Consider the following 25,305-nt stretch of genomic DNA (forward strand, 5'->3'; position numbering starts at 1 on the left):
TCTGAGCCGGCTGATCTTGTGCGCTGCACATGCTCAATATATCTACAGACATTATAAGCACACTTATTAATAGCTGGCACAGTTTATGAACTCCAACCCGACCCTCGGTTTCCTTCTTCACGACGTTGCCCGGCTGCTGCGCAAGCGGTTCGAGCAGCGGGCGAAATGCCTTGGCCTGACGCGCTCGCAGTGGCAAACGCTGGCCTATCTGTCGAATAACGAGGGCATTCATCAGGGTGGACTCGCCGAGATTCTCGAAATCGAGCCCATCACGCTGGTGCGCATTCTCGACAAGCTCGCAGACCGCGGCCTTATCGAGCGCCGTCAACATCCGACGGACCGGCGCATCTGGCTTCTTTACATGCGTGAAGCTGCCCATCCCATCCTCGCCGAAATGCGCGAGCTGGGCGATCTGACCCGGGCCGAGGCACTGCAAGGCGTGACGCCGGAACAGCGCGAAGCCCTTTTCAACATCCTGTCCGAAATGAAGACGAACCTAGTACAGGCGTGCCGGACACCGGTCGCCGATAAAGAGCAAAGCCATGGCTGATAAATCCTCCCTCCGCGTTGTCGCTGATGCCAACGCAAAGCCTGCCGAAGATATCGAAACTGCAAAGACGCAAGAAACGGTAGCAGAAGCGCCTTCATCCAATTCAGCGCCCGCTACCGCTGTCGCTGCGCCTGGCGGCACCACGGTCCGCCGCCGGCGCAGCCTCACGCGCCCCGTTCTGTTCGCGCTGCTGCCGGTCGCCCTCGTCGTCGGTGGCTATTACTACGTGAACGGCGGCCAGGTCATGTCGACCGACAACGCCTATATCCAGGCGGACATGGTGGGCATCACCACCGACGTCTCGGGTATCGTCGACAAGATCAATGTTCATGAGAACGAGACGGTGAAGGCTGGGCAGGTGCTGTTCAACCTGCAGTCCGATACCTTCAGGATCGCTCTCGACGGCGCCAAGGCGCAGCTCGGCGTGCAGCGCAACCAGATCGCCAATCTGAAGGCGAGCTACCAGCAGTCGCTGGCCGAGATCACTCAGGCCGAGGCCGATCTGCCCTATTACCAGGACCAGTTCGACCGCCAGCAGAACCTCGTCAACAACGGCAGCGCCACACAGTCGGCCTATGACGAAGCCAAGCACAATCTCGAAGTCGCGCAGCAGAAGGTTTCGGTCGCCAAGGCCGAGGCGTCCACGACGCTCGCCCAGCTCGGCGGCAATGCCGACCAGCCCGTCGAGGAAAACCCGCTCTACCTGCAGGCCAAGTCGAATGTCGACAACGCCCAGCGCGAGCTCGACCACAGCGTCGTCAAGGCTCCGTTCGACGGCGTCGTCACCAATGTCAACGCCCTGCAGGTCGGCTCCTACCTGCAGGCTTCGCAGCAGGCCTTCTCGCTGGTTTCGACCAACAATCTCTGGATTGCCGCGAGCCCGAAGGAAACCGAGCTGACCTATGTGAAGCCCGGCCAGGAAGCCACCGTCTATGTCGACACCTATCCGGGCGTTGCCTGGAAGGGCAAGGTCGAGAGCATCAGCCCGGCTTCGGGCTCCAGCTTCTCGCTGCTGCCGGCGCAAAACACCACGGGCAACTGGGTGAAGGTCGTCCAGCGTATCCCGATGCGCGTCAGCATCGAGGATCAGCAGGGCAAGCCGCCGCTTCGCGTCGGCATGAGCACGGTCGTCGATGTCGATACCGGCCATGCTCGCGGCCTGCCTGATTTCGTCAACAACCTGCTTGGCCGGAAGACCAGCCACCAGTAACGGACAACTTCCATGAGCAACGCTCCCGCAAGCCCGGCGACACCTGTCGCCAACCGCGGCGCGATCACGGCCTGCGTCATCCTGGCCGTCATCATGCAGGCTCTGGATACGACGATCGCCAACGTTGCGCTGCCCTATATTCAGGGCAGCGTCTCGGCTTCCGCCGACCAGATCAACTGGGTTCTGACCTCCTATATCGTCGCTGCTGCGATCATGACACCGCCATCGGGCTTTCTTGCCGCCAAGTTCGGCCGCAAGAACGTGCTGCTGACGGCGATCGTCGGCTTCGTCGCTGCATCGGTCCTTTGCGGCCTGGCGCAATCGCTGAACCAGATCGTCGCCTTCCGCCTGCTGCAGGGTCTCTTCGGCGCCTCGCTGGTGCCGCTGTCGCAGGGCATCCTGCTCGATATCTACACGGCTGAAGAACGCGGCTCGGCGATGGCGCTGTTCGGCGTTTCGGTCATGGTCGGCCCGGTTCTCGGCCCTGTCATCGGCGGCTGGCTGACCGACAATATCAGCTGGCGCTGGGTCTTCTATATCAACGTGCCGATCGGGGCGCTGGCCTTTGCCGGTATCGTTATCTTCGTGACCGAGACCAAGAGGGATGCTTTGGCGAAGCTCGACTGGTTCGGCTTCGGGATGATGAGCCTGTTCATCGCCGCCCTGCAGCTTTTCCTCGACCGCGGCGAACAGCTCGACTGGTTCTCGTCGGGCGAGATCATGATTGAGGCGATCGTCTGTGCGGCGGCCTTCTATCTTTTGGTCGTGCATACGCTGACGTCGGAGAAATCCTTCGTCAATCCGAGGCTTTTCCTCGACCAGAACTTCACCGTCAGCATGATCTTCATCTTCGTGATCGGCATCACCTATCTCGCCTCGCTGGCGCTGATGACGCCGTACCTGCAGACGTTGATGGGCTATCCCGTTATCACCGCGGGTATCGTCATGGGTCCGCGCGGTCTCGGCACGATGCTCTGCATGTTCATCGTCGGGCGGCTGATCGGCAAGGTGGATTCCCGCTGGCTGCTGGCGCTCGGTCTCGGCCTGACGGCCTGGGCGATGTACGACATGACCGGCTGGACGCCCGATGTCTCGCAATGGACGATCGTTTCCGTCGGCTTCATCCAGGGTGCCGGCCTCGGCTTCCTGTTCGTGCCGCTGACGACGATGGCCTTCTCGACGCTGCCGGCGCAGATGCGCGGCGATGGCACGGGTCTTTATAACCTGTCGCGTAACATCGGCTCGTCGGTTGGTATCTCTGTCGTCTCGGCGCTGATCGTCGAGAATACGCAGAGCAATCACGAGTCGATCGCCGCCTATGTCACGCCGTTCAACCATGCCTTCAATGCGACAGCGGCGCAGGGGCTGAGCCCGCTGACGGCGGCCGGACGTGCGGCGCTTAACGATGTCATCACGCTGCAGTCGACGATCATCGCCTATATGGACGACTTCAAGCTCCTGATGCTGATGTCGCTCGCCGTCATGCCGCTGGTTTTCCTGCTGCGCAAACCGAAGGTGGTTCAGGAGCCGATGGATCATGCGGCCGTGATGGAATAATTATCTGAAAGGCTTGCTGAGATAACGCGACCCCTGAATGCCGAAGCGCCACGGTGCTTCGGCATTTTTCGTTATACCGATCCGCTTGCCGGAGACGATGGGGACAGGGGCGGAGGGAAAGAGCGCGTAGGGCTCGCGGTCGAGCGGCCGGTCGTTGATGGCGATGCCGATATCGAGCGCCTGGCAGAGCTTGCCCGGGCCGCTGCAGAGCGCGGTCAGCTGGTCGGTGCCGCGGCGCTCAGCCATCTCGCCAATGCCGGTTTCCGGTTCGAGCGCCCGGATCAGCACGGCCGAACCAGGCGTGCAGACGAAGTTCAGGCACCAGTACATGCCGTAGATGCGGTAGATATAGACATTGCCGGGCTGGCCATACATGGCGCCATTGCGCTTGGTCGGGCCGCGGAAACTGTGCGAGGCCTCGTCGTCGGGAAAATAGGCTTCCGTCTCGGTGATCCTGCCGCCTGCGCCATTGACCAGCAGCAAGCAGCCGAGCAGGTCTCGCGCAACCGCTATCGCATCGCGCTCGAAGAAGCCGCGCAGCGTATCGCCTGCAAGCGCAGCCGTGCCGATCGATCCCTCTTTATTCAACTGACGCCCTCGTTGCCCGTATCGCGCCGGTGCTGCGCGAAGATCTTCACCAGCCAGTCGATGAAGACGCGCACACGCGGCGAAAGCTGGCGGTTGCGGGGTAGAGAAGCGAGACCGGCGTTTCCGTCAAGGGATAATCCTTGAGGATCTGCACGAGTTCGCCACTCGCGAGGTAGCGCTCGATGTGATAGCGCGGCACCTGGATGATGCCGAGGCCACAGCGGGCAGCGGCGTGCAGGCTTTCGGCGGCGTTGACCGAGATGGTCGCCGGAATGGTGATCTCGCGCACCCTGCCGTCGACGGTGAATTCGAGCGGCATCAGCGTGCCCGTAGCCGAGGAGCGGAAGCCAACCATGCGGTGGCCGTCCAGCCTGTCTGGATGCTCGGGCATGCCGTGACGCTCCAGATAGGCGGGCGAGGCCAGCGTGATCTCCTCGAGCATGGCGACGCGCCTCGCCACCATGTCGCTATCCTGCGGAATGCCGACGCGCAGCACGCAGTCGATGCCTTCGCGCACCAGATCCACCAGCCGGTCGCCCTCGCTCATGTAGAATTCGATATCGGGATAGGTCTCCAGGAACGACGGCAGGCTCGGCAGCACGAAATGCCGGGCAAGCGTGCCGTGGACATCGACGCGCAGCATGCCCTTCGGCTTGGCGCCGGCAAAGGCGCCTTCGGCATCCTCGATATCGGCGAGGATCGACAGGCAGCGCTGGTAATAGGCTTCGCCATCGAGCGTCGGGCTGACATGGCGAGTGGTGCGCTGCAGAAGCTGCACGCCGAGGCGCGCTTCGAGCTGCTTCACCGCATCGGTCACCGTCGAGCGCGGCAGGCCGGTATCCTCGGCGGCGGCGGTGAAGCTGCGCCGCTCCACGACGCGGGAATAGACCCGCATGGCATCGAACCTGTCCATTTGTTCGCTTTATCCGGATAGTGATGCCGAAGAATGCCTGATTATCCGAAGGAAAGATAGGCGCATCTTCCCCTCATCGAAACGGCGCTGCGGCGCGGATCCATGAAGGAGACTGAAGATGGCTAGTCAGGACAACAAGGTCGCTCTCGTTACGGGCGCATCGCGTGGCATCGGCGCGGCAATTGCCGAGCGTTTGGCCAAGGACGGCTTCACCGTCGTCATCAACTATTCCGGCAATGCGGCGCTTGCCGAAGAATTGGCCGGCAAGATCGAGGCCGCTGGCGGCAAGGCGCTGACGGCGAAGGCCGATGTCAGCGATGCCGAGGCCGTGCGCCGGATGTTCGATGCGGCGGAGGCTGCCTTCGGCGGTGTCGACGTCCTCGTCAACAATGCCGGCATCATGATGCTTTCGACGCTTGCCGAGGCCAGCGACGACAATTTCGACCGGCAGATCGCCGTCAACCTGAAGGGCACGTTCAACACGCTGCGGGAAGCCGCCAAGCGCCTGCGTGACGGCGGCCGGATCGTCAATTTCTCGACCAGCGTCGTCGGCCTGAAGCTCGAAAGCTATGCCGTCTATGCCGGCACCAAAGCTGCGGTCGAAACCATGACCGGCATCATGGCCAAGGAAATGCGCGGCCGCGGCATCACCGTCAATGCCGTCGCCCCCGGACCGACCGCCACCGACCTCTTCCTGAACGGCAAGTCCGAAGAGCTCGTCGCCCGCATGGCGAAGGCGAACCCGCTGGAGCGTCTCGGCACGCCCGAGGATATCGCCGCGGCTGTGTCGTTCCTCGCCGGTCCCGATGGCGCCTGGATCAACGGCCAGGTGCTGCGCGCCAATGGCGGCCTGATCTGAACAATCCCGGAGGCGGCAGCGCCGCCTCCCACTCCCGCAACTATCCCCCAACCGATTGAACAAGGAGCAGGACAATGAGCAAGCAAGTTATCGTCGTCACCGGTGCATCCAGCGGCTTCGGTGCCATGAGCGCGCGGGCGCTCGCCAAGGCTGGGCATACCGTCTATGCCGGCATCCGCGCCACCACGACCCGCAATGCCAAGGCCGTTGCCGATGCGGCAGCCTTCGCCAAGGAAAACAATGCCGACCTGCGCAGCGTCGAACTCGACGTGACCGATGACGCCTCGATCGCGCAGGCTGTCGAGACCATCATTGCCGAGAACGGGCGGCTCGATGTCATCGTTCACAATGCCGGTCACATGTCCTTCGGCCCGGCCGAAGCCTTCACGCCGGAACAATATGCCGAGCTTTTCGACATCAACGTGCTCTCGACCCAGCGGCTGAACCGTGCGGCGCTGCCGCAGCTGCGCAAGCAGGGCAGGGGGCTGATCGTCTGGGTGTCGTCATCGAGCACCCGTGGCGGCACGCCGCCGTTCCTGGCACCCTATTTCGCCGCCAAGGCTGCGATGGATTCGCTTGCCGTCTCCTATGCCAGCGAGCTGACCCGCTGGGGCATCGAGACTTCGATCATCGTGCCCGGCGCCTTCACCAAGGGCACCAATCACTTCGCCCATTCCGGCTCACCGGCCGATGCGGCCCGCGCCGCCGAATATCTGGAAGGTCCCTACAAGGGCGTCTCCGACAAGGCGCTGCAGGGACTGGCTTCGCTGGAGCCTGCCGATGCCGATCCGGAAGAGGTGGCCCGTGCGATCGTCGATGTGGTGGACAAGCCGTTCGGCAAGCGCCCGTTCCGCGTCCATATCGATCCGTCGCAGGATGGGGCGGAGATCGTCAATGGCGTTGCCGACCGCGTCAGGGCCGAACTCTTCTATCGCGTCGGCCTTCAGGATCTCCTGAAACCCGCCGCTATCGGCTGATCCGGACTTGATTGTTGCATTTTTGCGAACACTGCTATGCGAATCAAACGCCTTACAAACGTCGCAAGAGGGCTTATATCTATTGGGCAAGGGGCGACGGAAAGTCTCCGTTCCGAAGCCCACCTCCAAGGCCTGCCGGGCCATTTCCCCTGGTGACGCGGCTGGCCCCGAAGTTCAAAGTCGATGAAAAGCGGCCCGGCGAAGGTATCCCTGCCTTCCGGGCCGTTTTCATTTTCTAGCGATCGTTCAGCTTCGCATCCGCCAGCAGCTTGACCATCCAGTCGACGAAGACACGCACCTTGTTGCTGAGGTGGCGGTTCGGCGGATAGACGATGTAAAGCGGCAGCGGATCGCGCGTCCACTGCGGCAAGACCTCCACCAGATCGCCTCTCTTGATCGCATCGCGGGCCATGAAACGCACGGTCTGGCCGATTCCGAGACCGGTCGTGAGGGCGGTCATGAAGGTGCGGGCGTCGTTGACGGCGAGCATATAGCGCGGCGTGATCTCCAGATGATCCTCTTCACGATCGAATTCGAAGGGCACCGGACGGCCGGTCTGGGCGCGAAAATAGTTGATCGTGTAGTGGTCGTTTTCGAGGTCCTGAGGGCGCTCCGGCTCGCCGAATTTCTGGATGTAAAGCGGTGCCGCGCAGGTGACGATTTCGAGTTCGGATACACGCCTGGCGATCAATGACTGATCGGCCGGGGTGCCGGCGCGGAGCGCGCAGTCGACATTCTCGGCGAGGTAGTCGACGGTGCGGTCGCCGACGCCGAGATCGATGCGGATATCGGGGTATTTCTGGTAGAAGTCGCAGAGTGCCGGAACGACGATGGAATCGGCGAAAGCCCCTGCCATTTCAACACGTAAGCGGCCGGTCGGCAGGCTTTGCGAATTCGAAAGGCTGCCGTCCAGTTCTTCCAGTTCCGAGACGATCTGCGAGGCGCGTTCGTAGTAGAGCGCGCCATCGGTGGTGACCATGACGCGTCTCGTCGTACGGTTGAGCAGCTTGGTACGCAGATGAGCTTCAAGGCCTTGGATCAAATTGGTCACGGTCGCCTTAGGCATCGACAGGGTGTCGGCGGCCCGTGTAAAGTTACCCGTCTCCACTACGCGGATGAAGGCGCGCATTGCCGAGAGCTGGTCCATGATGGGATCTCCACAGTTTGCACTGCGATATTATTCGAAATACGGAACAGTGTAATCAGAATGGCGGTTCTTATTCCGTGGCCTGAATAACAATATGTTTTTTACAAGTTTGGCAAGCCGTGGCGTTTCGTCATGTGTTATGCAGCTAACAGGAATACAAGTCCGATGACGGTGCAGGTGAAAGACATGGTGTTCGAGAAGGTGGCCATCGGCCCCATCTCTACGCGCGTCTATCAGGGCGCCGAATACGGCAAGGGTTCGCCGATCGTGCTGTATTTCCACGGCGGCTCTTTCCAGAGCTCGGGCGTTCTCGACAATCCGGTTGCCGAAAGCATCGCCAATGCCGGTGCGATCGTCGTCGTCGCCGACTATAACGCGCCGCTCGGCGGTGTTTTCCCGAAGCCGCTCGAAGTCGGCTATTCGCTGTTCTCCTACATGGCCAACAAGCGGGCGTCCGGTCTTGGTGACCGCAACTCGCTGCTGCTGGTGGCCGGTGAGGAAGCAGGCGGCAATATTGCCGCCGGTGTCGCACTCAAGGCCCGTGACCATTACGCCAATGCGTTGAACGGCCAGATCCTGATCTCTCCGCTGCTCGATCCCTTCATGGGAACGTCCTCGATCCGCAAGGCCGATGCAATCGGCATGCGCCAGCGCTGGACCGAGGGCTGGAGCCATTATCTCAGCGGCGGCGGCTGTCATCCCTATGCGGCGCCGTGCCTGTGTTCGCGGATTTCGGGTGTCGCGCCTGCGCTGATCATGACAGCAGAGGACGATCCGCTTCGCGACGAGACGCTTGGTTATGCCGCGCGTCTGAAGAAGGCGGAAGTTTCAGTTCGCCAGCACGTTCTCCCCGCCGGGAAGGGCTGGCCATCACTCTACGGCGGGAAAACGGACGGAGTGTCCGACTGGCAGGCGACCATCAGCCGCGAGTTCGGAAGCTTCATCCGCGAGTTAAGCCTCCAACCCCAATTGCATTGAAGTCTTGTTGTGAATGAGCGGCCGTTGAGGCCGCAAGGAGAGATACCGATGACGTCCAGAAAGAAGCGCTGGGCCCTGGTGGGCGCCGGCTTGGGCCTTGCTGCGTCTGTTTCAGCCGCTGCCATCTTTTTCGAACTGCCGATGAGCACGGTCGCGACCGCCGCTTCGGAACCCGCACAGGCTCCCGCTGTGCCGGTGACCGTTGCCCTGGTCCAGAACCGTGACGTGACCGCCTGGGAAAACTTCTCGGGCCGTCTCGAAGCCGTCGACCGCGTTCAGGTCCGTCCCCGCGTCGCGGGTGCGATCCAGTCCGTGCATTTCCGTGAAGGCGCTCTGGTGAAGACCGGCGACCTGCTGTTCACCATCGATCCGGCACCGTACCAGGCAGCGGTGGCGCAGGCACAGGGCCAGGTGGCCTCTGCCGACGCCAAGGTCAGCCTGGCGCAGACCGAGCTCGATCGCGGCCGCAAGCTTTCCGACAACCGCACGATCTCGCAGAGCGATCTCGATCAGCGTCAGAGCACGCTGGCCGAAGCGCAGGCGGGTCTGCGTTCGGCTCAGGCAGCCCTGCAGTCCGCCCAGCTCGACCTCGATTATACGCAGGTGCGGGCTCCGGTTTCCGGCCGCATCGGCAAGATCGAAGTCACCGCCGGCAACCTCGTCGCCGCCGGTTCGGCATCGCCCGAGCTGACGACGCTGGTTTCGGTCGATCCGATCTACGCAAGCTTCAACGCCAGCGAAGAGATGGTCACCAAGGCTCTCTCGGAGCTTCCGGCAACCGATAGCGCCCTGCCTGCCGTCGAGCAGATCCCGGTCGAAGTCGGCACGCTTGCCGATGAGGGCACGCCGATCAAGGGCAAGCTGCAGCTGGTCGACAACGTCGTCGATGCTGCGAGCGGCACGATCGCCGTTCGCGCCGTCTTCGACAATCCGGGCGGCAAGCTGATCCCCGGCCAGTTCGTGCGGGTGCGCATGGGCCAGCCGAAGGCCGAGAACAAGATCGTCATCAGTGACCGCGCCGTCGGCACCGACCAGGACAAGAAGTTCGTCTTCGTCGTCGATGGCGAGAACAAGGTCGGCTACCGCCAGGTCAAGCTCGGCGCGATCTATGACGGCCAGCGCGTCGTCGAAGACGGCCTGAAAGCCGGCGAAAAGATCGTTGTCAACGGCCTGCAGCGCATCCGTCCGGGCGCCGTTGTCGCGCCGCAGATGGAAGAGAAGGTCGCGACCAACTGATCGCGGCGTAAGACCCCTCCCCAACCCCTCCCCACAAGGGGGAGGGGCCAGCCTGCCGAACCGCCGAAGCCACGATTGGGCAAGACGGTGCAGCGGATCTTCTCCCCCTCGTGGGGGAGATGGCCGGCAGGCCAGAGAGGGGCTTTCTACACATTCATACCACCCACCGGCGGCCTCCCAGGCTGCCGGAGCGGGACGTTGCATCCATGTTCACCCCGGAGAGGGCTTTGAAATGAACATCTCCAGATTCTTTATCGACCGGCCGGTCTTTGCCGGCGTGCTGTCGGTTCTGATCGTCGTCGCAGGTTTGATCGGCCTGCGTTCGCTGCCAATCTCGGAATATCCCGAGGTCGTGCCGCCGTCGATCGTCGTGCGCGCCACCTATCCCGGCGCCAACCCGTCAGTCATCGCCGAAACGGTGGCGACACCGCTCGAAGAGCAGATCAACGGTGTCGAAGGCATGCTTTACATGGCAAGCCAGGCGACATCGGACGGTGTTCTCAACGTCACCGTGACGTTCAAGCTCGGCACCGATCCTGACAAGGCCCAGCAGCTGGTTCAGAACCGCGTGTCGCAGGCCGAGCCGCGTCTGCCGGCCGAAGTTCGTGCTCTCGGTCTGACGACCGTCAAGAGCTCGCCGAACTTCATCATGGTCGTCAACATCGTCTCGACCGGCGGTGATCACGACATCACCTATCTGCGCAACTACGCGACCCTGAACATCAAGGACCGCCTTGCCCGTATCGAGGGCGTTGGTCAGGTACAGGTATTCGGCGCCGGCGACTATTCGATGCGCGTCTGGATCGATCCGCAGAAAGCTGCCGAGCATAATCTCGCCGCCAGCGACATCAGCAATGCGATCAGCTCGCAGAACGTCCAGGCCGCTGCCGGTATCATCGGTGCGTCGCCCAGCCCGCAGGGCGTCGATCTGCAGCTGAACGTCAATGCCCAGGGCCGTCTGCGCACGCCTGAGGAATTCGGCAACATCATCGTCAAGACGGGCGCCAACGGCGAGATCACCCGTCTTCGCGACGTTGCCCGCATCGAGCTCGGCGCGGCCGACTATACGCTGCGTTCGCTGCTCGACGGCGAGCCTGCCGTTGCCGTCGCGGTGCTTCAGGCTCCTGGTTCCAACGCCATCCAGATCGCCGACAACGTCAATGCGACGATGCAGGAACTGCAGAAGGCGATGCCGACAGGCGTCAAGTACGAGATCGTCTACGATACGACGAAGTTCGTTCGCGCCTCGATCGAGAAGGTCATCGACACGCTGCTCGAGGCCATCGCGCTCGTCGTGCTCGTCGTCATCATCTTCCTGCAGACGTGGCGTGCCTCGATCATTCCGCTGATCGCCGTCCCCGTGTCGATCATCGGTACGTTCGCCGTGATGTATGCCTTCGGCTTCTCGATCAACGCGCTCAGTCTCTTCGGGCTGGTGCTGGCGATCGGTATCGTCGTCGACGACGCGATCGTCGTCGTCGAAAACGTCGAGCGAAACATCGAGGCGGGTCTCAGCCCGCGGGCCGCCACCTACAAGGCGATGAAGGAAGTGTCCGGTCCGATCATCGCGATCGCCCTGGTACTGGTCGCGGTCTTCGTGCCGCTCGCCTTCATCTCGGGTCTCTCCGGTCAGTTCTACCGCCAGTTCGCGCTGACGATCGCCATCTCGACCGTCATCTCGGCCTTCAACTCGCTGACGCTGTCTCCGGCACTCGCCGCCCTTCTCCTGAAGGGCCACGGTGCGAAGAAGGACTGGCTGACGCGGTTCATGGATACCATTTTCGGCTGGTTCTTCCGCGGCTTCAACCGTGCCTTCGGCTCGGGCTCGAATGCCTATGGCAAGGGCGTCGGCGGTCTCCTGTCGCGCAAGAGCATCGTGATGGTCATCTATCTGGCACTGGTGGGCGCAACCTACAGCCTGTTCACCGCAGTGCCCGGCGGCTTCGTTCCGTCGCAGGACAAGCAGTATCTGATCGGCTTTGCACAGCTGCCGGATGCCGCCAGCCTCGACCGCACCGAAGACGTCATCAAGCGGATGACCGATATCGCGCTGAAGCAGCCGGGTGTCGCCAATGCGATCGCCTTCCCGGGCCTGTCGATCAACGGCTTCACCAACTCGTCCAACGCCGGCATCGTCTTCGTGACGCTGAAGGATTTCGAGGAGCGCAAGACGCCTGATCTGTCCGGCGGAGCGATTGCCATGGCGCTGAACCAGAAGTTCGGTTCCATCCAGGATGCCTTCATCGCCATGTTCCCGCCGCCGCCGGTCAACGGTCTCGGCACCACGGGCGGCTTCAAGCTGCAAATCGAGGACCGCGCCGGTCTCGGCAACCAGGCACTCGACGAGGCGACCAAGGCCGTGCTTGCCAAGGCCTACCAGACGCCGGAGCTCGCAGGCATCTTCTCGAGCTTCCAGATCAACGTGCCGCAGCTCTATGCCGATCTCGACCGCGCCAAGGCCGAGCAGCTCGGGGTTTCCGTCACCGACGTCTTCCAGACGCTGCAGATCTATCTCGGCTCACTCTATGTCAACGACTTCAACGCCTTCGGCCGTACCTATAGCGTCCGTGTGCAGGCCGATGCCAAGTTCCGTGCCCAGCCGGAAGATATCGGTCAGTTGAAGGTCCGTTCGGCATCCGGTCAGATGATCCCGCTTTCGGCCCTGCTGAAAGTCGACGCCACGACCGGTCCGGAACGCACGAACCGTTATAACGGCTTCCTTGCTGCCGATATCAACGGCGGTCCGGCACCGGGCTTCTCGTCCGGCCAGGCTCAGGCTGCGATCGAGAAGATCCTGAAGGAGACGCTGCCGTCGGGCATCGACTTCGAATGGACGGATCTCACCTACCAGCAGATCCTCGCCGGCAACTCGAGCATCATCGTGTTCCCGCTTGCCCTGCTGTTGGTGTTCCTGGTGCTGGCTGCGCAGTATGAAAGCCTGACGCTGCCGCTGGCGATCATCATGATCGTGCCGATGGGTGTGCTTGCTGCCTTGACGGGTGTCTGGCTCACCGGTGGTGACAACAACATCTTCACGCAGATCGGCCTAGTCGTCCTTGTCGGTCTCTCGGCGAAGAACGCGATCCTGATCGTGGAATTCGCCCGCGAGCTGGAGTTCGAGGGACGCACGCCGGTTCAGGCTGCGATCGAGGCAAGCCGCCTGCGTCTTCGCCCGATCCTGATGACCTCCATGGCCTTCATCATGGGTGTCGTGCCGCTCGTGACATCGACGGGTGCGGGTGCCGAAATGCGCGCCGCCATGGGTGTCGCGGTGTTCTCCGGCATGATCGGCGTTACCTTCTTCGGCATCTTCATGACGCCGGTCTTCTACGTGCTGCTGCGCAGGCTGGCGGGCAACCGTCCGCTCATCCAGCACAACGACAATCATCTGAGTGATGAAGAAGACCATATGAAGGTCGCAGCCGAGTAAGCGGCAGACAATGAACGAGACAGAGGAAGGCGGGACATTTGGTCCCGCCTTTTTCATTTGCATCGTCCGGTCGGCGGGCTAGTCTTTGACGAACGTACGTCGGCCGGGTGGAGCTGGGCCGACGCAGCGCATAGCGGAGGAATAGATGCATATCGCGATTATCGGTGCGGCCGGCATGGTCGGCCGCAAGCTGACGGCCCGTCTCGTCGAGGACGGGGTTCTGGACCGGGCGGAGATTTCGGCCCTTTCCCTCATCGACGTCATCGAGCCGGAAAAGCCGGCGGGCTTCGAAGGAACGGTCAATGCCTGGGCATCCGACATTTCCACGCCCGGCGAGGCGGCGAGGATCGTCGCGGGGCGTCCCGATGTGATCTTCCACCTGGCGGCGATCGTCTCGGGCGAGGCGGAACTCGATTTCGAGAAGGGCTACCGCATCAATCTCGACGGCACCCGCGAACTCTTCGAAGCCATCCGGCTTGCCAATGCCGAGGATGGCTACAAGCCGCGCGTCGTCTTCACCTCGTCGCTGGCGGTTTTCGGTTCGCCCTTCCCGAAGGTCATCCCCGATGATTTCCACCAGACGCCGCTGACGAGCTATGGCGCGCAGAAGGCGATGAGCGAGTTGCTGCTGTCGGATTACAGCCGCCGCGGTTTCCTCGACGGCATCGGCATCCGCCTGCCGACGATCTGCATTCGTCCGGGCAAGCCCAACAAGGCGGCCTCCGGCTTCTTCTCCGGCATCCTGCGTGAGCCGCTGGCGGGGCAGGAGGCGGTGCTGCCCGTGCCCGATACGGTGCGGCACTGGCATGCCTCGCCACGCTCGGCCGTTGGCTTCCTGCTGCAGGCGGCGCGGATCGATCTTGCACAGCTCGGGGCCGCGCGCAGCCTCACCATGCCCGGCGTCAGCGCCACCGTTGGAGAGCAGATCGAGGCTCTCAGGCGCGTTGCCGGCGACAAGGCGGTGAAGCTCATCCGCCGTGAGCCGGACGAGCTGATCATGCGCATCGTCTCCGGCTGGCCGGAGGCATTCGAGGCGAAGCGTTCGCGCGCTCTCGGCTTCAGTGCCGACAGCTCCTTCGACGAGATCATCCGCATTCATATCGACGACGAGCTCGGAGGACGCATTCCATGACCACGACGCGCAAGATTGCCTTTATCGGCACCGGCCTGATGGGCGCCCCGATGGCGCGGCGGCTGCTCGGCGCGGGCTTTGAGCTGGCCGCCTGGAACCGCGATGGCAGCAAGGCCGCACCGCTTGCCGCGGACGGCGCGCGTGTGGCCGGCAGCGCCCGGGAGGCGGCTGAAGGCGCGGATGTCGTCTTCACCATGCTCACAGACGGTAATGCCGTCGAGGACGTGCTCTTCCGGCAGGGCGTTGCCGATGTACTGGCGCGGGGCGCGACGGTCATCGACTGCAGCTCGATTGCGCCGAAGGCGGCGCGCGATCATGCGGCACGGCTCGCCGAGCGCGGCATCCGCCATCTCGACGCGCCGGTTTCCGGCGGTGTCGTCGGTGCGGCGGCCGGAACGCTCGCGATCATGGCGGGCGGTGACGGCGCCGTCGTTGCCGAGCTTGCCGATGTCTTCGCGCCGCTCGGCCGCGTCACCCATGTGGGGCCCAGCGGAACCGGCCAGCTGGCGAAGCTCGGCAATCAGCAGATCGTCGCCGTCACCATTGGAGCCGTTGCCGAGGCGATGATGCTGGTGGAAGCCGGTGGCGGTTCGCGCGAAGCCTTCCGCAACGCCATCCGCGGCGGTTTTGCAGAGAGCCGCATTCTCGATCTTCATGGGCAGCGCATGGTGGAGCGGAACTACGGCAATGGCGGACCGTCGAAGCTGCAGCTGAAGGATCTCAACAATATCCTGGCCGTCGCCGAGAGCCTGTCGCTGACCCTGCCTCTGACGGAGGCGGTGCGGGCGGAATTTGCGGAATTCGTCGGCAATGGCGGCGGCGATGTCGACCACAGCGGCCTCCTGAAGCATTTCGAGGAGAAGCACGCGGCAGGCACCGGGAAGGCCTGAACGCCCGTTTTGAGGCATTTCGTGCCGCCGCGAAAATATCGCGGCGGCACAACCCATGAGCGCTTTTGTGACAGGCGTAAGGAACAGTTCACCTAGTAACTAGTTCGATAATACGTAAAAGGCTTCGTTAATCGGGCTTTGAGAAGGTAGTATGAACGGCGAATGCCGCTGTTAGGTTGAACTGCATTGCCCCATAACAAACCGACCCGGTCGGAACGCGAATTTCAGGATCTGTTGAGGCGCCTCGAGCTCGCGCTTGATGCGTCGCAGATCGGCGTGTGGGAGCATGATGTCCGCAAGAGCGAAATTCTCTGGGACGCGCAGATGCATCGCATCTACCAGACGGGCCAGGACACCCGGGCGGTGCCGACCTCCATCTGGGAAGACTCCATTCACCCTGACGACAAGGAGCGCGCCTTCGCCGAGTTCGACGACGCGATCGCGCGCCGCGGCGCCTATAATTCCGAATTCCGTATCATCTGGCCGAACGGCGAAATCCGCCACCTGCGTTCGCGCGCGCATTTCTTCCTGAGCGAAGAGGGCGCGCCGTCCTTCATCGGTGCCGAATGGGATGTCACCGCCGATGTCGAGCTCAATGCCGAGCTGCAGCGCCAGCGCATGGTCGCCGAGGCGCGCGCCCGGGCGCTCGAAGAAAGCAATGCGCGGATCGAATATGCCGCCGAGCACGATTACCTGACGGGACTGCCGAACCGCCGTCTTGCCGACAAGCGGCTTGGCGAACTGCATGGCGACAAGTCGGTCTCGTCGCTCGCCGTCCTTCATCTCGATCTCGACCAGTTCAAGCAGATCAACGACAGCCACGGCCATTCCGCCGGCGACACGGTGCTGCGCACCTCCGCGCTGCGCATCACCGCGGGCATTCCGGCAAACGGCATGGTCGCTCGCGTCGGCGGTGACGAGTTCGTCATCATCCTCTGGAATTTTGCGGGCAGGGAAGAGCTGGAGCGGATCGCTGCCGATCTGCAGCGCCGCCTCAGCAAGAAGATCCGCTTCGGTCAGGAGCTTCTGCAATCCGGCACCTCGATCGGCATTGCCTGGAACAACGGTCGCAGCTCGCGCAACCTGCTGACGGAATCCGATCTGGCGCTTTTCCATGCAAAGCGGCTCGGCCGCAACCGCATCGAGTTCTTCAGCCGCCAGCTCCAGGAGGATCTGCAGAGCAAGCGGCGGCTTGCGGAGGAACTGAAGCTCGGGCTGGAGCGCGGCGAGATCATTCCCTATTACCAGATCCAGCTTGACGCCAAGACGCGCGAGATCGCTGGCCTCGAAGCCCTGGCGCGCTGGGCGCATCCTGAGAAGGGTGTGCTGTCGCCCGCCGTCTTCCTGAAGGTTGCCGACGAGGCGGGCCTGGCGGCGCAGATCGATGCCGCGATCCTCGGCAAGGTGCTGGAAGACCGCCTCGACTGGCAGAACCAGGGTGCGACGGTGCCGCGGGTTGCCGTCAACATTTCCGGTCCGCGGCTCTTCGATCCCGCGTTGCTTGCCAATCTCGAAGCGCTGAACATCCCACAGGGCGCGCTGTCGTTCGAACTGGTGGAAACGATCTTCCTCGACGATTCCGACGACCGGCTGCTCGCCAACATCGACCGGATCAAGACGATGGGCATCGATATCGAGATCGACGACTTCGGCTCCGGCCATGCCTCGCTGATCGGCCTTGCGCGGCTGCGCCCGAAGCGGCTGAAGATCGACCGCCAGCTCGTCAACAATATCGTCGAATCCGAAGAGCAGCACCGCGTCGTCAGCTCGATCATCGAGATTGCCAAGGCGCTCAATGTCGAAGTCATCGCCGAAGGCGTCGAGACGGAGGGGCATGCCGAGGTGCTGACGGCGATCGGCTGCGATACGCTGCAGGGCTATGCGCTCGGCTATCCGGCGCCGGCGGCGGATATCGCGCGGCTGATCTCGCCGCGCGCCCGCAATCATGCCACGCCTGGCGCCAGCGGCCGTTAGGCCGGGATTTCCATGTCGGCGCGGGCTTCGAGATACCACTCGACGAAAGCCTTCACGCCCTTGTCCAGCGTTGTCTCCGGCTTGTAGCCGGTCAGTGCCACGAGCAGGTCGGGGGCCGCGAAAGTGCGCGGCACGTCACCCTTCTGCATCGGCAGCATGGTGCGCTTTGCGGACTGGCCGAGAGCGTGCTCGACGGTCTGGACGAAATCCATCAGGCTGACAGGCTGGCCGCCGCCGATATTGACGACGCGGAACGGTGCCTGGTGCGACAGGGTCTCGACCCCAGTGTCGCCGACGCGGTTGCCTTCGGCCGGGATGACCGCCGAAAGGCGCACGATCGATTCCACGAGATCGTCGATATAGGTGAAATCGCGGCTCATCTTGCCTTCGCCGTAGATCTCGATCGGCTGGTCTTCGAGCATGTTCTTGACGAACTTGAAGAGCGCCATGTCCGGGCGGCCCCAGGGGCCATAGACGGTGAAGAAGCGGAAGGCGGTGACCGGCAGCTTGTAGAGGTGCGAATAGCTGTGCGCCATCAGCTCCATAGACTTCTTGGTCGCGGCATAGATGGTCAGCGGCTCGTCGGCGCGGTCGGTTTCGCGGAACGGCACGTCGGGGTTGGCGCCGTAGATCGAGGAGGTCGAGGCGAGCATCAGGTGCTTGACCTTATGCTTGCCGGCCAGTTCCAGAATGTTCCAGGAGCCGTCGACATTCGAGCTCAGATAGGAGCGCGGGTTTTCGAGGCTGTAGCGAACACCGGCCTGGGCAGCGAGATGCACCAGCACGTCAGGCTTGGCGGCGTCCATCGCCGCCTCCAGCGCTTCCCGGTCTTCGAGCATGGCGATCGCCGGCGTGAAGGACGGAAACTGGGCAAGCGCGGCATGGCGCATATGCTTGAGCTTGACGTTGTAATAGGGCGTCAGGCCGTCGAAACCGGTGACCTGATGTCCATCCTGCAGCAGGCGCCGGGCCAGATGAAAGCCGATGAAGCCCGCGGTGCCGGTGATGAAATAATGCATGCCTATTTCTTCTCGCTCTTCTTGCCGACAGCAAAGTAGCTGAAGCCGTATTTGCTGACTTCGGCGGCCGGATAGATGTTGCGCAGGTCGACGATGGTGGGCGTCTTGACCGTGGTCTTCAGGCGCTTGAAGTCGAGGGCGCGGAACTCGTCCCATTCGGTGACGATGACGATCGCGTCGGCATCCTCAGCGATCTCATAGGGATCCTTGCCATAGACGACCGGGCCGAGCATGCCCTTGGAGGCTTCCATGCCCTCGGGGTCGTAGGCGTGAACGGCTGCGCCGCCATCGAGAAGCGCCTGGATGATGGTGATCGAGGGCGCATCGCGCATGTCGTCGGTGTTCGGCTTGAAGGTCAGGCCGAGGACGGCGATCTTCTTGCCGCGCACGCTGCCGTCGCAGGCGGCGATGACCTTGCGGCCCATGGCGCGCTTGCGGTTGTCGTTGATCGCCACCGTCGTTTCGATCAGGCGCATCGGGCTGTCGAAGTCCTGCGCCGTCTTGACGAGGGCGAGCGTATCCTTTGGGAAGCAGGAGCCGCCGTAGCCGGGGCCTGCATGCAGGAACTTGTCGCCGATGCGCTTGTCCATGCCGATGCCCTTGGCAACCTTCTGCACGTCGGCGCCGATCTGCTCGCAGAGGTCGGCGATCTCGTTGATGAAGGTGATCTTCATCGCCAGGAAGGCGTTGGCGGCGTACTTGATCAGCTCGGAGGTGCGGCGCTCGCAGAAATAGAGCGGTGCCTCGTTGAGATAGAGCGGACGGTAGACTTCGCGCATGACTTCGGTGGCGCGGGCGTCCTCGGTGCCGATGACGATGCGGTCGGGGCGCTTGAAGTCGGTGATCGCAGCGCCTTCGCGCAGGAACTCGGGGTTCGAGACGACGGCGATGTCCTTGCCCGGGAATTCTTCGCGGAATATGCGCTCGATCTCGTCGCCAGTGCCGACGGGAACGGTGGACTTGGTGACGACGACGGTGAAGCCGGTGACGGCAGCGGCGATCTCGCGGGCTGCGGCATAGACGTAGCTCAGGTCCGCATGACCATCGCCGCGGCGCGACGGCGTGCCGACGGCAATGAAGACGACGTCTGCGGCAGCAACCGGGGCTGCCAGATCCTTGGAGAAGTCGAGGCGGCCGGCCGCCCGGTTATGTTCAATGATCGCATCGAGGCCCGGCTCGAAGATCGGCACTTCGCCGCGCTCCAGGGCATCGATCTTGGCTTCGGACTTGTCCACGCAGGTGATGTGGTGGCCGAAATCCGCAAGGCAGGCGCCGGACACGAGGCCGACGTAACCAGAACCGATCATAACAATACGCATGGGGGTAACTTTCATCCTGAAAACGGTCGCGTCCCGCCAGTGGCAGAACGCGACCGTGTTACAGAGTGAAGGTCATAAGTTCAAGACAAGCGCTGCTGTCAGTTGCGTCCGAACTCGTCGACGATGCGGATGATATCGTCTTCGCCGAGATAGGAGCCGGTCTGGACCTCGATGAGTTCGAGGACGATCTTGCCCGGATTGGCAAGGCGGTGAACCTCGCCGAGGGGGATATAGACCGACTCGTTTTCGCGCAGCATCTGGACGTTCTCGCCGATCGTCACCTCGGCGGTGCCCTTGACGACGATCCAGTGCTCGGAGCGGTGATGGTGCTTCTGCAGCGAGAGCTTCTTGCCCGGGTGACGAAGATGCGCTTTACCTGGAAGCGGTCGCCGTTGAGGATCGAGGTATAGCCGCCCCAGGGGCGGTAGGAGGTCGGGTGCGTTTCGGTCAGCTTCGCGGTCTTCGGCAGCGCGGCCAGCGTCTTGACGATATCGCCCACACTCTGGCTGTCCTGCAGGCGGCCGACATAGACGGCGTCTTCGCTGGCGATGACGGCGATGTCGTCCATGCCCTGGACGGCGAGGTGGACGCCATGGCTCATGACCAGCGAGTTATGGCTGTTCATCAGCGTGGTGTTCTGGGTCGCGACATTGCCGTGCTCGTCGCGCTTGCCGGATTTCCAGACACTGTCCCAGCTGCCGAGATCCGACCACTTGAAGGGCGAGGGGACGACGGCGGCGTTGGCGGTCTTTTCCATGATCGCATAGTCGATCGAGATGTTCGGCGCCTTGGCGAAGGCCTTGGCGTCGAGGCGGATGAAGTCGAGGTCGCGGGCGGATTTGGAAACCGCATCGTCGGCGGCGCGCAGCGCTTCGGGCGCATAGTCGCGCATCTCCGAAAGCAGGGCCGAAACCTGGAACATGAACATGCCGGAGTTCCAGTAGAAGCCGCCGGCGGCAAGCATCTCCTCGGCCTTGGCAAGCGGCGGCTTTTCGATGAAGCGCTTGACGCTGAGTGCGCCGGTCGCAAGCTTCTCGCCGCCTTCGATATAGCCGTAGCCGGTGGCAGCTTCGGTCGGCTCGATGCCGAAGGTGACGAGCTTCCCCTTGGCGGCCGTCGCTTCGGCAGCGCGCACGCTGTCGAAATAGCTCTGGTCGGCGACGATCTCGTAATCGGAACCCAGGACGTGCATCAGCGTGTCCTTGCCGAAGAGATCGGCAATCAGCACGGCGGCGGCGGCAACCGCGGGTGCCGTGTTGCGGGCGGACGGCTCGAGCAGGATCGCCTTCAGCTCATGGCCGAGCTCGCGGGCCTGTTCGGCCACCAGGAAGCGGAATTCCTCGTTGGTCAGAACGACCGGCGCCTCGTACATCGCGGGGTCGGAGACGCGGGCGAGCGTTTCCTGGAACAGCGTGCGGTCGCCGATGAACTGGATGAACTGCTTCGGCGCCGATGCGCGCGACAGCGGCCACAGGCGCGTGCCCTTGCCGCCGGCCATGATCACGGGAACGATCTTCTGCGTCATAAGGTGTTTCCTTGCGGTCGTAGGTCTTGGTTCAATTCGCGTTGGCCCACTGCCGGATGCGGTTCAGGCCGACATCCAGAAGCGAGGCTGCCGCCGCTTCGTCTTTTGCTTCTACATAACAGCGCATTTCCGGTGCGTTACCGGAGGGCCGAAAGTGGATGATGCGTTCATCCTTAAGCGTTACGCGCAGGCCATCGATATCGCTGGTCCTGCCCGGTTCGCCGATCGGCTTCAGGAATTCGGCGAGGTTGTCAGGCGATTGGCGCAGATAGGCCATCAGTTTAGCACTGGTCTCGACCGGGAAATTCTCCAGACGGTCGGCAGCGGCAACCGGCAGCGCGAAGGAGGCGGCGACCGCCGAAAGCGGCTTGCGCTCGGAGGCTGCCAGCGACAGCACCGCCAGCATCGGCAGGAAGCAGTCGCGCGTCGGCAGCGGGGCGAGGGTGGCGCCCTTCAGCTGGAATTCGGATGCGGTCAGGGTCCCACCATTGGCCTCGAAGCCGATGACGCGGTCCTTGCCGGCGGCAACGGCTTCCTGCATGCCGGAGATGACGAAGGGCGAGCCGACCCTGGTGCGGGTGACCGTGAAGCTTCCGGCGGTTTCGATGCCGGAATTCGAGGTGACGGGGGTGACGACGACCGCCGCATTCAGGACTTTCGCCGAGATAAGTCCGAGGAGGTCGCCACGCAGCGGTGTGCCTGTTTCGTCGGCCACCAGCGGCCGGTCGGCGTCGCCGTCGGCCGAGACGATGGCGTCGAGCTTGTGGGATGCGGCCCAGCCCTTGAGGAGATCGACGGTTTCGGCCGAGACGGCTTCGGTATCGACGGGAATGAAAGTCTCGGAGCGGCCGAGCGGGATGGCGTCGGCGCCGTAATGGGCGAGCAGTTCGCTCAGCATGTCGCGGGCGACGGTGCTATGCTGGTAGACGCCGATCCTGAGACCCGCGAGCGCCTTGGCGGGCAGGATCGCGGCGTTGCGGGCAAAGAAGCCTTCGGCGCAGACGGCGGCGCGGTCAAGCGCGCTCGCGGTTGCCTGCGGCATCACATAGGAGGCGTCGAGCTTTGCGGCTCTCTCGGAGATCGCGACTTCGTCGGCCTTGTCGATTTCGCCGTCGGCCCGATAGAACTTGATGCCGTTGCGGTCGGCGGGGATATGCGAGCCGGTGATCATCAGGCTCGCGGCCTTTTGCTGAAGGCCGTAGAGCGCCAGTGCGGGTGTCGGAACGGTGCCGCAATCGGCGACGCGGAAGCCGAGGGCGGTCAGTGCAGCCGTGCAGTTTTGCGCAATCTCGGGGCTGGAATCGCGGAAATCCCGGCCAAGCAGGATCAGGTCGCCCGTCTTGGCGCGTCCGCTTTCCAGCAGGTAATGACCGAAGGCCGCCGCATAGAGCGCCGAGGCCCGTCCCTTGAGATCGGCGGAGAGGCCGCGCAGTCCACTTGTTCCAAATTTCATTCTGAATAAGCCCTAGCCAGCGCTTGAATCCGTCGGCGATTATCAACACACTACCGGGACTTCGTAAATTTTGATCCGCAGGGATCGCTAAATTACATCCGAATTCCCTTTTCGAGCCACATAGAGCTCGTTCGGCGAGAACGGGACAGCAGATGACCGAACAGACGATTGCCCTTGAAGACAGCTGGAAGACGGCGCTCGCTTCCGAGTTCTCCAGCCCTTACATGCAGCAGCTGAAAGCATTTTTGCAGGCGCAGAAGCAGGCGGGGAAGCACATCTTTCCGAAGGGCTCGGAATATTTCCGGGCGCTCGATCTGACGCCGCTTGCGGATGTGAAGGTGGTGATCCTCGGGCAGGATCCCTATCACGGTCTCGGCCAGGCCCACGGGCTCTGCTTCAGCGTGCGCCCCGGCATGCGTATCCCGCCGTCGCTCGTCAATATCTACAAGGAAATGGTAAGCGACCTCGGCATCGAGCGCGCCCGCCATGGCTTCCTCGAACATTGGGCCAAGCAGGGCGTGCTGCTCCTGAACAGCGTGCTGACGGTCGAGGAATCACAGGCCGCCTCGCATCAGGGCAAGGGCTGGGAACAGTTCACCGATGCGGTGATCCGCAGGGTCAACGGGGAATGCCAGAATGTCGTCTTCATCCTCTGGGGCTCCTATGCGCAGCGCAAGGCAGCCTTCGTCGACACGTCCCGGCATCTGGTGCTGAAGGCGCCGCATCCGTCGCCGCTTTCGGCGCATAACGGCTTTTTCGGCAGCAAGCCGTTCTCGAAGACCAATGCCTATCTGCAGTCCCATGGGCGGACGCCGATCGATTGGGCACTGCCGCCAAACCCGCAGGACGGCTAGATTTTCTGAACGCGGGTCTTTTGTCGTTCAACAATTGGAGACAATGCGTGTCGATCTGCGGGGCTATTCCTGCGGCGGATGAAGGATCATCTATCACCCATCGAAAGCCCGCCGATGCGGGCAAGAAAGGGGTTTTCCATGTTGAACCAGATCAAGGGCCTGCACCACGTCACGTCGATGGCTGAGGATGCCCGCACCAACAACACCTTCTTCACCGATGCGCTCGGCCTGCGCCGTGTCAAGAAGACCGTCAACTTCGACGCGCCCGATGTCTATCACCTCTACTATGGTGACGAGACCGGCTCGCCGGGCACGATCATGACCTACTTCCCGTTCCCGAAGATGCCGAAGGGCCGTCCGGGCACCGGTGAAGTCGGCACCACCGTATTCTCCATCCCGGAAGGCTCGATCGGCTTCTGGAGCGATCGCCTGACGAAGCTGAATGCCGATGGCCTGAAGACCGAAGAGAGCTTCGGTGAGAAGCGGCTGAACTTCGCCGGTCCTGACGGCGACGGCTTTGCGCTTGTCGAGGTCAAGGACGATGCCCGCCAGCCCTGGACGCATGGCGGCATTTCCGAGGACCACGCGATCCGCGGTTTCCACTCGGTCGCCATGCGCCTGCGTGACGATGGCGCCACTTCGGAACTCCTGAAGTTCATGGGCTATGACGTCCAAGACGAGAAGGACGGCGTCAAGCGGCTGATCATGCCCGGCGGCAACGGTGCGCATCTGATCGACCTCGAGACGATGCCGAGCATTTCCCGCGCGCTTCCGGGCGCCGGTTCTGTCCACCATGTCGCCTTCGCCGTCGAGAACCGCGAAAAGCAGCTCGAGGTGCGCAAGGCGCTGATGGATACCGGATACCAGGTGACGCCTGTTATCGACCGCGATTACTTCTGGGCGATCTATTTCCGTACGCCGGGCGGCGTGCTGTTCGAGATCGCCACCAACGAACCCGGCTTCGACCGTGACGAGGATACCGCTCATCTCGGCGAGGCGCTGAAGCTGCCGCAGCAGCACGCGCATCTGCGTAACCTGATCGAGCAGCATCTGCCGCCGCTCGAAGCCTAACGGGAGAACAGCAATGGCTGATAAGTCTTATGTGCACCGGCTGCATGCCGGTGCACCCGGAAAGCCTATTCTCTTCGTGCTTCACGGCACGGGGGGCGACGAGAACCAGTTCTTCGAATTCGGGCGGCGCCTGCTGCCCGAAGCGACGATCGTCTCGCCGCGCGGCGATATCTCCGAACACGGTGCCGCCCGCTTCTTCAAGCGCACCGGCGAGGGCGTCTACGATATGGAAGACCTTGCCCGGGCGACGGAGAAGATGGCCGCTTATGTCAAGGATCTGACCGTCGACCACGGCGCGTCGCAAATCCTCGGCCTCGGCTTCTCGAATGGCGCCAACATTCTTGCCAATGTGCTGATCGAGAAGGGCCTCATCGATGCCTCGGTGCTGATGCATCCGCTGATCCCGTTCCAGCCGAAGCCCAATCCGGAGCTTGCCGGGCGCCGGGTGCTGATCACCGCCGGCCAGCGCGACCCGATCTGTCCGGTGCCGCTGACCGAGGCGCTTGCCGCCTATTTCGAAACCGAAAAGGCCAAGGTGACGACGGAATGGCATGCGGGCGGCCACGATATCCGGCCGAACGAGATCGACGCCATCAGGACATTCTTCGAGCCGTATTTTTAGG

The 25,305-nt window shown here is 62.9% G+C and carries 19 protein-coding genes and 2 pseudogenes; 14 read left to right on the forward strand and 7 right to left on the reverse strand.

Annotated features, from left to right (window positions below; genetic code table 11):
• Window positions 1-85: 85 nt before the first annotated feature.
• Genes F2982_RS13935 through F2982_RS13945 form a run of 3 tightly spaced genes read left to right on the forward strand, consistent with a single transcriptional unit; the run spans window position 86 to window position 3,317 of the window.
• Window positions 86-550: a MarR family transcriptional regulator gene (locus F2982_RS13935; protein WP_112720030.1), complete on the forward strand. Its 465-nt coding sequence runs from the start codon at window positions 86-88 to the stop codon at window positions 548-550.
• Window positions 543-1,760 carry an HlyD family secretion protein gene (locus tag F2982_RS13940; RefSeq protein WP_112720031.1) on the forward strand — a complete coding sequence of 406 codons (1,218 nt, stop codon included), beginning with the start codon at window positions 543-545 and terminating at the stop codon, window positions 1,758-1,760. The genes F2982_RS13935 and F2982_RS13940 overlap by 8 nt, the downstream gene beginning before the upstream one ends.
• A 12-nt stretch (window positions 1,761-1,772) precedes the next feature.
• Window positions 1,773-3,317, forward strand: coding sequence for a DHA2 family efflux MFS transporter permease subunit (locus F2982_RS13945; RefSeq protein WP_203428159.1), 1,545 nt, complete (start codon window positions 1,773-1,775; stop codon window positions 3,315-3,317).
• Here F2982_RS13945 and F2982_RS13950 read toward each other — a convergent pair whose 3' ends face one another.
• A complete protein-coding gene (locus F2982_RS13950) occupies window positions 3,318-3,905 on the reverse strand; it encodes a DNA-3-methyladenine glycosylase (protein WP_203428160.1) in 588 nt (195 codons plus the stop codon).
• Window positions 3,902-4,818, reverse strand: a pseudogene (locus F2982_RS13955) (LysR family transcriptional regulator). Before F2982_RS13955 ends, F2982_RS13950 begins: the two are co-directional and overlap by 4 nt.
• A gap of 118 nt (window positions 4,819-4,936) precedes the next feature.
• Between F2982_RS13955 and F2982_RS13960 the strand changes: the two are divergent.
• Both F2982_RS13960 and F2982_RS13965 read left to right on the forward strand, forming a co-directional pair.
• Window positions 4,937-5,677, forward strand: a complete 741-nt coding sequence (locus F2982_RS13960) for an SDR family oxidoreductase (protein WP_112720035.1) — start codon at window positions 4,937-4,939, stop codon at window positions 5,675-5,677.
• A gap of 74 nt (window positions 5,678-5,751) precedes the next feature.
• Window positions 5,752-6,654: an SDR family oxidoreductase gene (locus F2982_RS13965; protein ID WP_203428161.1), complete on the forward strand. Its 903-nt coding sequence runs from the start codon at window positions 5,752-5,754 to the stop codon at window positions 6,652-6,654.
• A 235-nt stretch (window positions 6,655-6,889) separates the two neighbouring features.
• On the opposite strand, the gene F2982_RS13970 is transcribed toward F2982_RS13965, so the two are convergent.
• Complete coding sequence (locus F2982_RS13970; protein ID WP_203428162.1) at window positions 6,890-7,801, reverse strand: LysR family transcriptional regulator; 912 nt, start codon at window positions 7,799-7,801, stop codon at window positions 6,890-6,892.
• 165 nt (window positions 7,802-7,966) lie between these two features.
• Here F2982_RS13970 and F2982_RS13975 point away from each other — a divergent pair, with 165 nt between their 5' ends.
• The 6 genes from F2982_RS13975 to F2982_RS14000 all read left to right on the forward strand — a co-directional run bounded on the left by F2982_RS13975 (window position 7,967) and on the right by F2982_RS14000 (window position 17,441).
• A complete protein-coding gene (locus tag F2982_RS13975) occupies window positions 7,967-8,779 on the forward strand; it encodes an alpha/beta hydrolase fold domain-containing protein (RefSeq protein ID WP_203428163.1) in 813 nt (270 codons plus the stop codon).
• A 48-nt stretch (window positions 8,780-8,827) separates the two neighbouring features.
• Window positions 8,828-10,015, forward strand: a complete 1,188-nt coding sequence (locus F2982_RS13980) for an efflux RND transporter periplasmic adaptor subunit (protein WP_130284022.1) — start codon at window positions 8,828-8,830, stop codon at window positions 10,013-10,015.
• A 232-nt stretch (window positions 10,016-10,247) separates the two neighbouring features.
• Entirely contained in the window at window positions 10,248-13,445 is a 3,198-nt protein-coding gene (locus F2982_RS13985) for an efflux RND transporter permease subunit (RefSeq protein ID WP_203428164.1), read from the forward strand.
• A 145-nt stretch (window positions 13,446-13,590) separates the two neighbouring features.
• Window positions 13,591-14,577 carry a D-erythronate dehydrogenase gene (gene denD / locus F2982_RS13990; RefSeq protein WP_203428165.1) on the forward strand — a complete coding sequence of 329 codons (987 nt, stop codon included), beginning with the start codon at window positions 13,591-13,593 and terminating at the stop codon, window positions 14,575-14,577.
• Window positions 14,574-15,467, forward strand: coding sequence for an NAD(P)-dependent oxidoreductase (locus tag F2982_RS13995; RefSeq protein WP_203428166.1), 894 nt, complete (start codon window positions 14,574-14,576; stop codon window positions 15,465-15,467). Before denD ends, F2982_RS13995 begins: the two co-directional genes overlap by 4 nt.
• Before the next feature lie 186 nt (window positions 15,468-15,653).
• On the forward strand, window positions 15,654-17,441 hold the full coding sequence (locus tag F2982_RS14000; protein WP_203428167.1) for a GGDEF domain-containing phosphodiesterase: 1,788 nt from the start codon (window positions 15,654-15,656) through the stop codon (window positions 17,439-17,441).
• Here the strand turns inward: F2982_RS14000 and F2982_RS14005 are convergent.
• From F2982_RS14005 to F2982_RS14020, 4 genes and pseudogenes are all read right to left on the reverse strand, one after another.
• The gene (locus F2982_RS14005) at window positions 17,438-18,460 is read right to left on the reverse strand and encodes an NAD-dependent epimerase (RefSeq protein WP_203428168.1); all 1,023 of its coding nucleotides are present in this window, start codon (window positions 18,458-18,460) and stop codon (window positions 17,438-17,440) included. The two genes, F2982_RS14000 and F2982_RS14005, sit on opposite strands and share 4 nt — an antisense overlap.
• A gap of 2 nt (window positions 18,461-18,462) precedes the next feature.
• Window positions 18,463-19,779, reverse strand: coding sequence for a UDP-glucose/GDP-mannose dehydrogenase family protein (locus tag F2982_RS14010; protein WP_130284014.1), 1,317 nt, complete (start codon window positions 19,777-19,779; stop codon window positions 18,463-18,465).
• A 98-nt stretch (window positions 19,780-19,877) separates the two neighbouring features.
• Window positions 19,878-21,304: pseudogene (locus F2982_RS14015) on the reverse strand (mannose-1-phosphate guanylyltransferase/mannose-6-phosphate isomerase).
• Between the two features lie 31 nt (window positions 21,305-21,335).
• Window positions 21,336-22,757, reverse strand: coding sequence for a phosphomannomutase (locus F2982_RS14020; protein ID WP_203428169.1), 1,422 nt, complete (start codon window positions 22,755-22,757; stop codon window positions 21,336-21,338).
• 152 nt (window positions 22,758-22,909) lie between these two features.
• Between F2982_RS14020 and ung the strand changes: the two genes are divergently transcribed.
• From ung to F2982_RS14035, 3 genes are all read left to right on the forward strand, one after another.
• Window positions 22,910-23,611 (forward strand): uracil-DNA glycosylase, encoded by a 702-nt coding sequence (gene ung / locus F2982_RS14025; RefSeq protein WP_203428170.1) that lies wholly within the window; start codon window positions 22,910-22,912, stop codon window positions 23,609-23,611.
• A 138-nt stretch (window positions 23,612-23,749) separates the two neighbouring features.
• Entirely contained in the window at window positions 23,750-24,682 is a 933-nt protein-coding gene (locus F2982_RS14030; RefSeq protein WP_203428171.1) for a VOC family protein, read from the forward strand.
• Between the two features lie 13 nt (window positions 24,683-24,695).
• On the forward strand, window positions 24,696-25,304 hold the full coding sequence (locus F2982_RS14035) for an alpha/beta hydrolase (protein WP_203428172.1): 609 nt from the start codon (window positions 24,696-24,698) through the stop codon (window positions 25,302-25,304).
• Window position 25,305 lies beyond the last annotated feature (1 nt).

Source organism: Rhizobium sp. BG4, assembly GCF_016864575.1.
GTDB lineage: Bacteria > Pseudomonadota > Alphaproteobacteria > Rhizobiales > Rhizobiaceae > Rhizobium.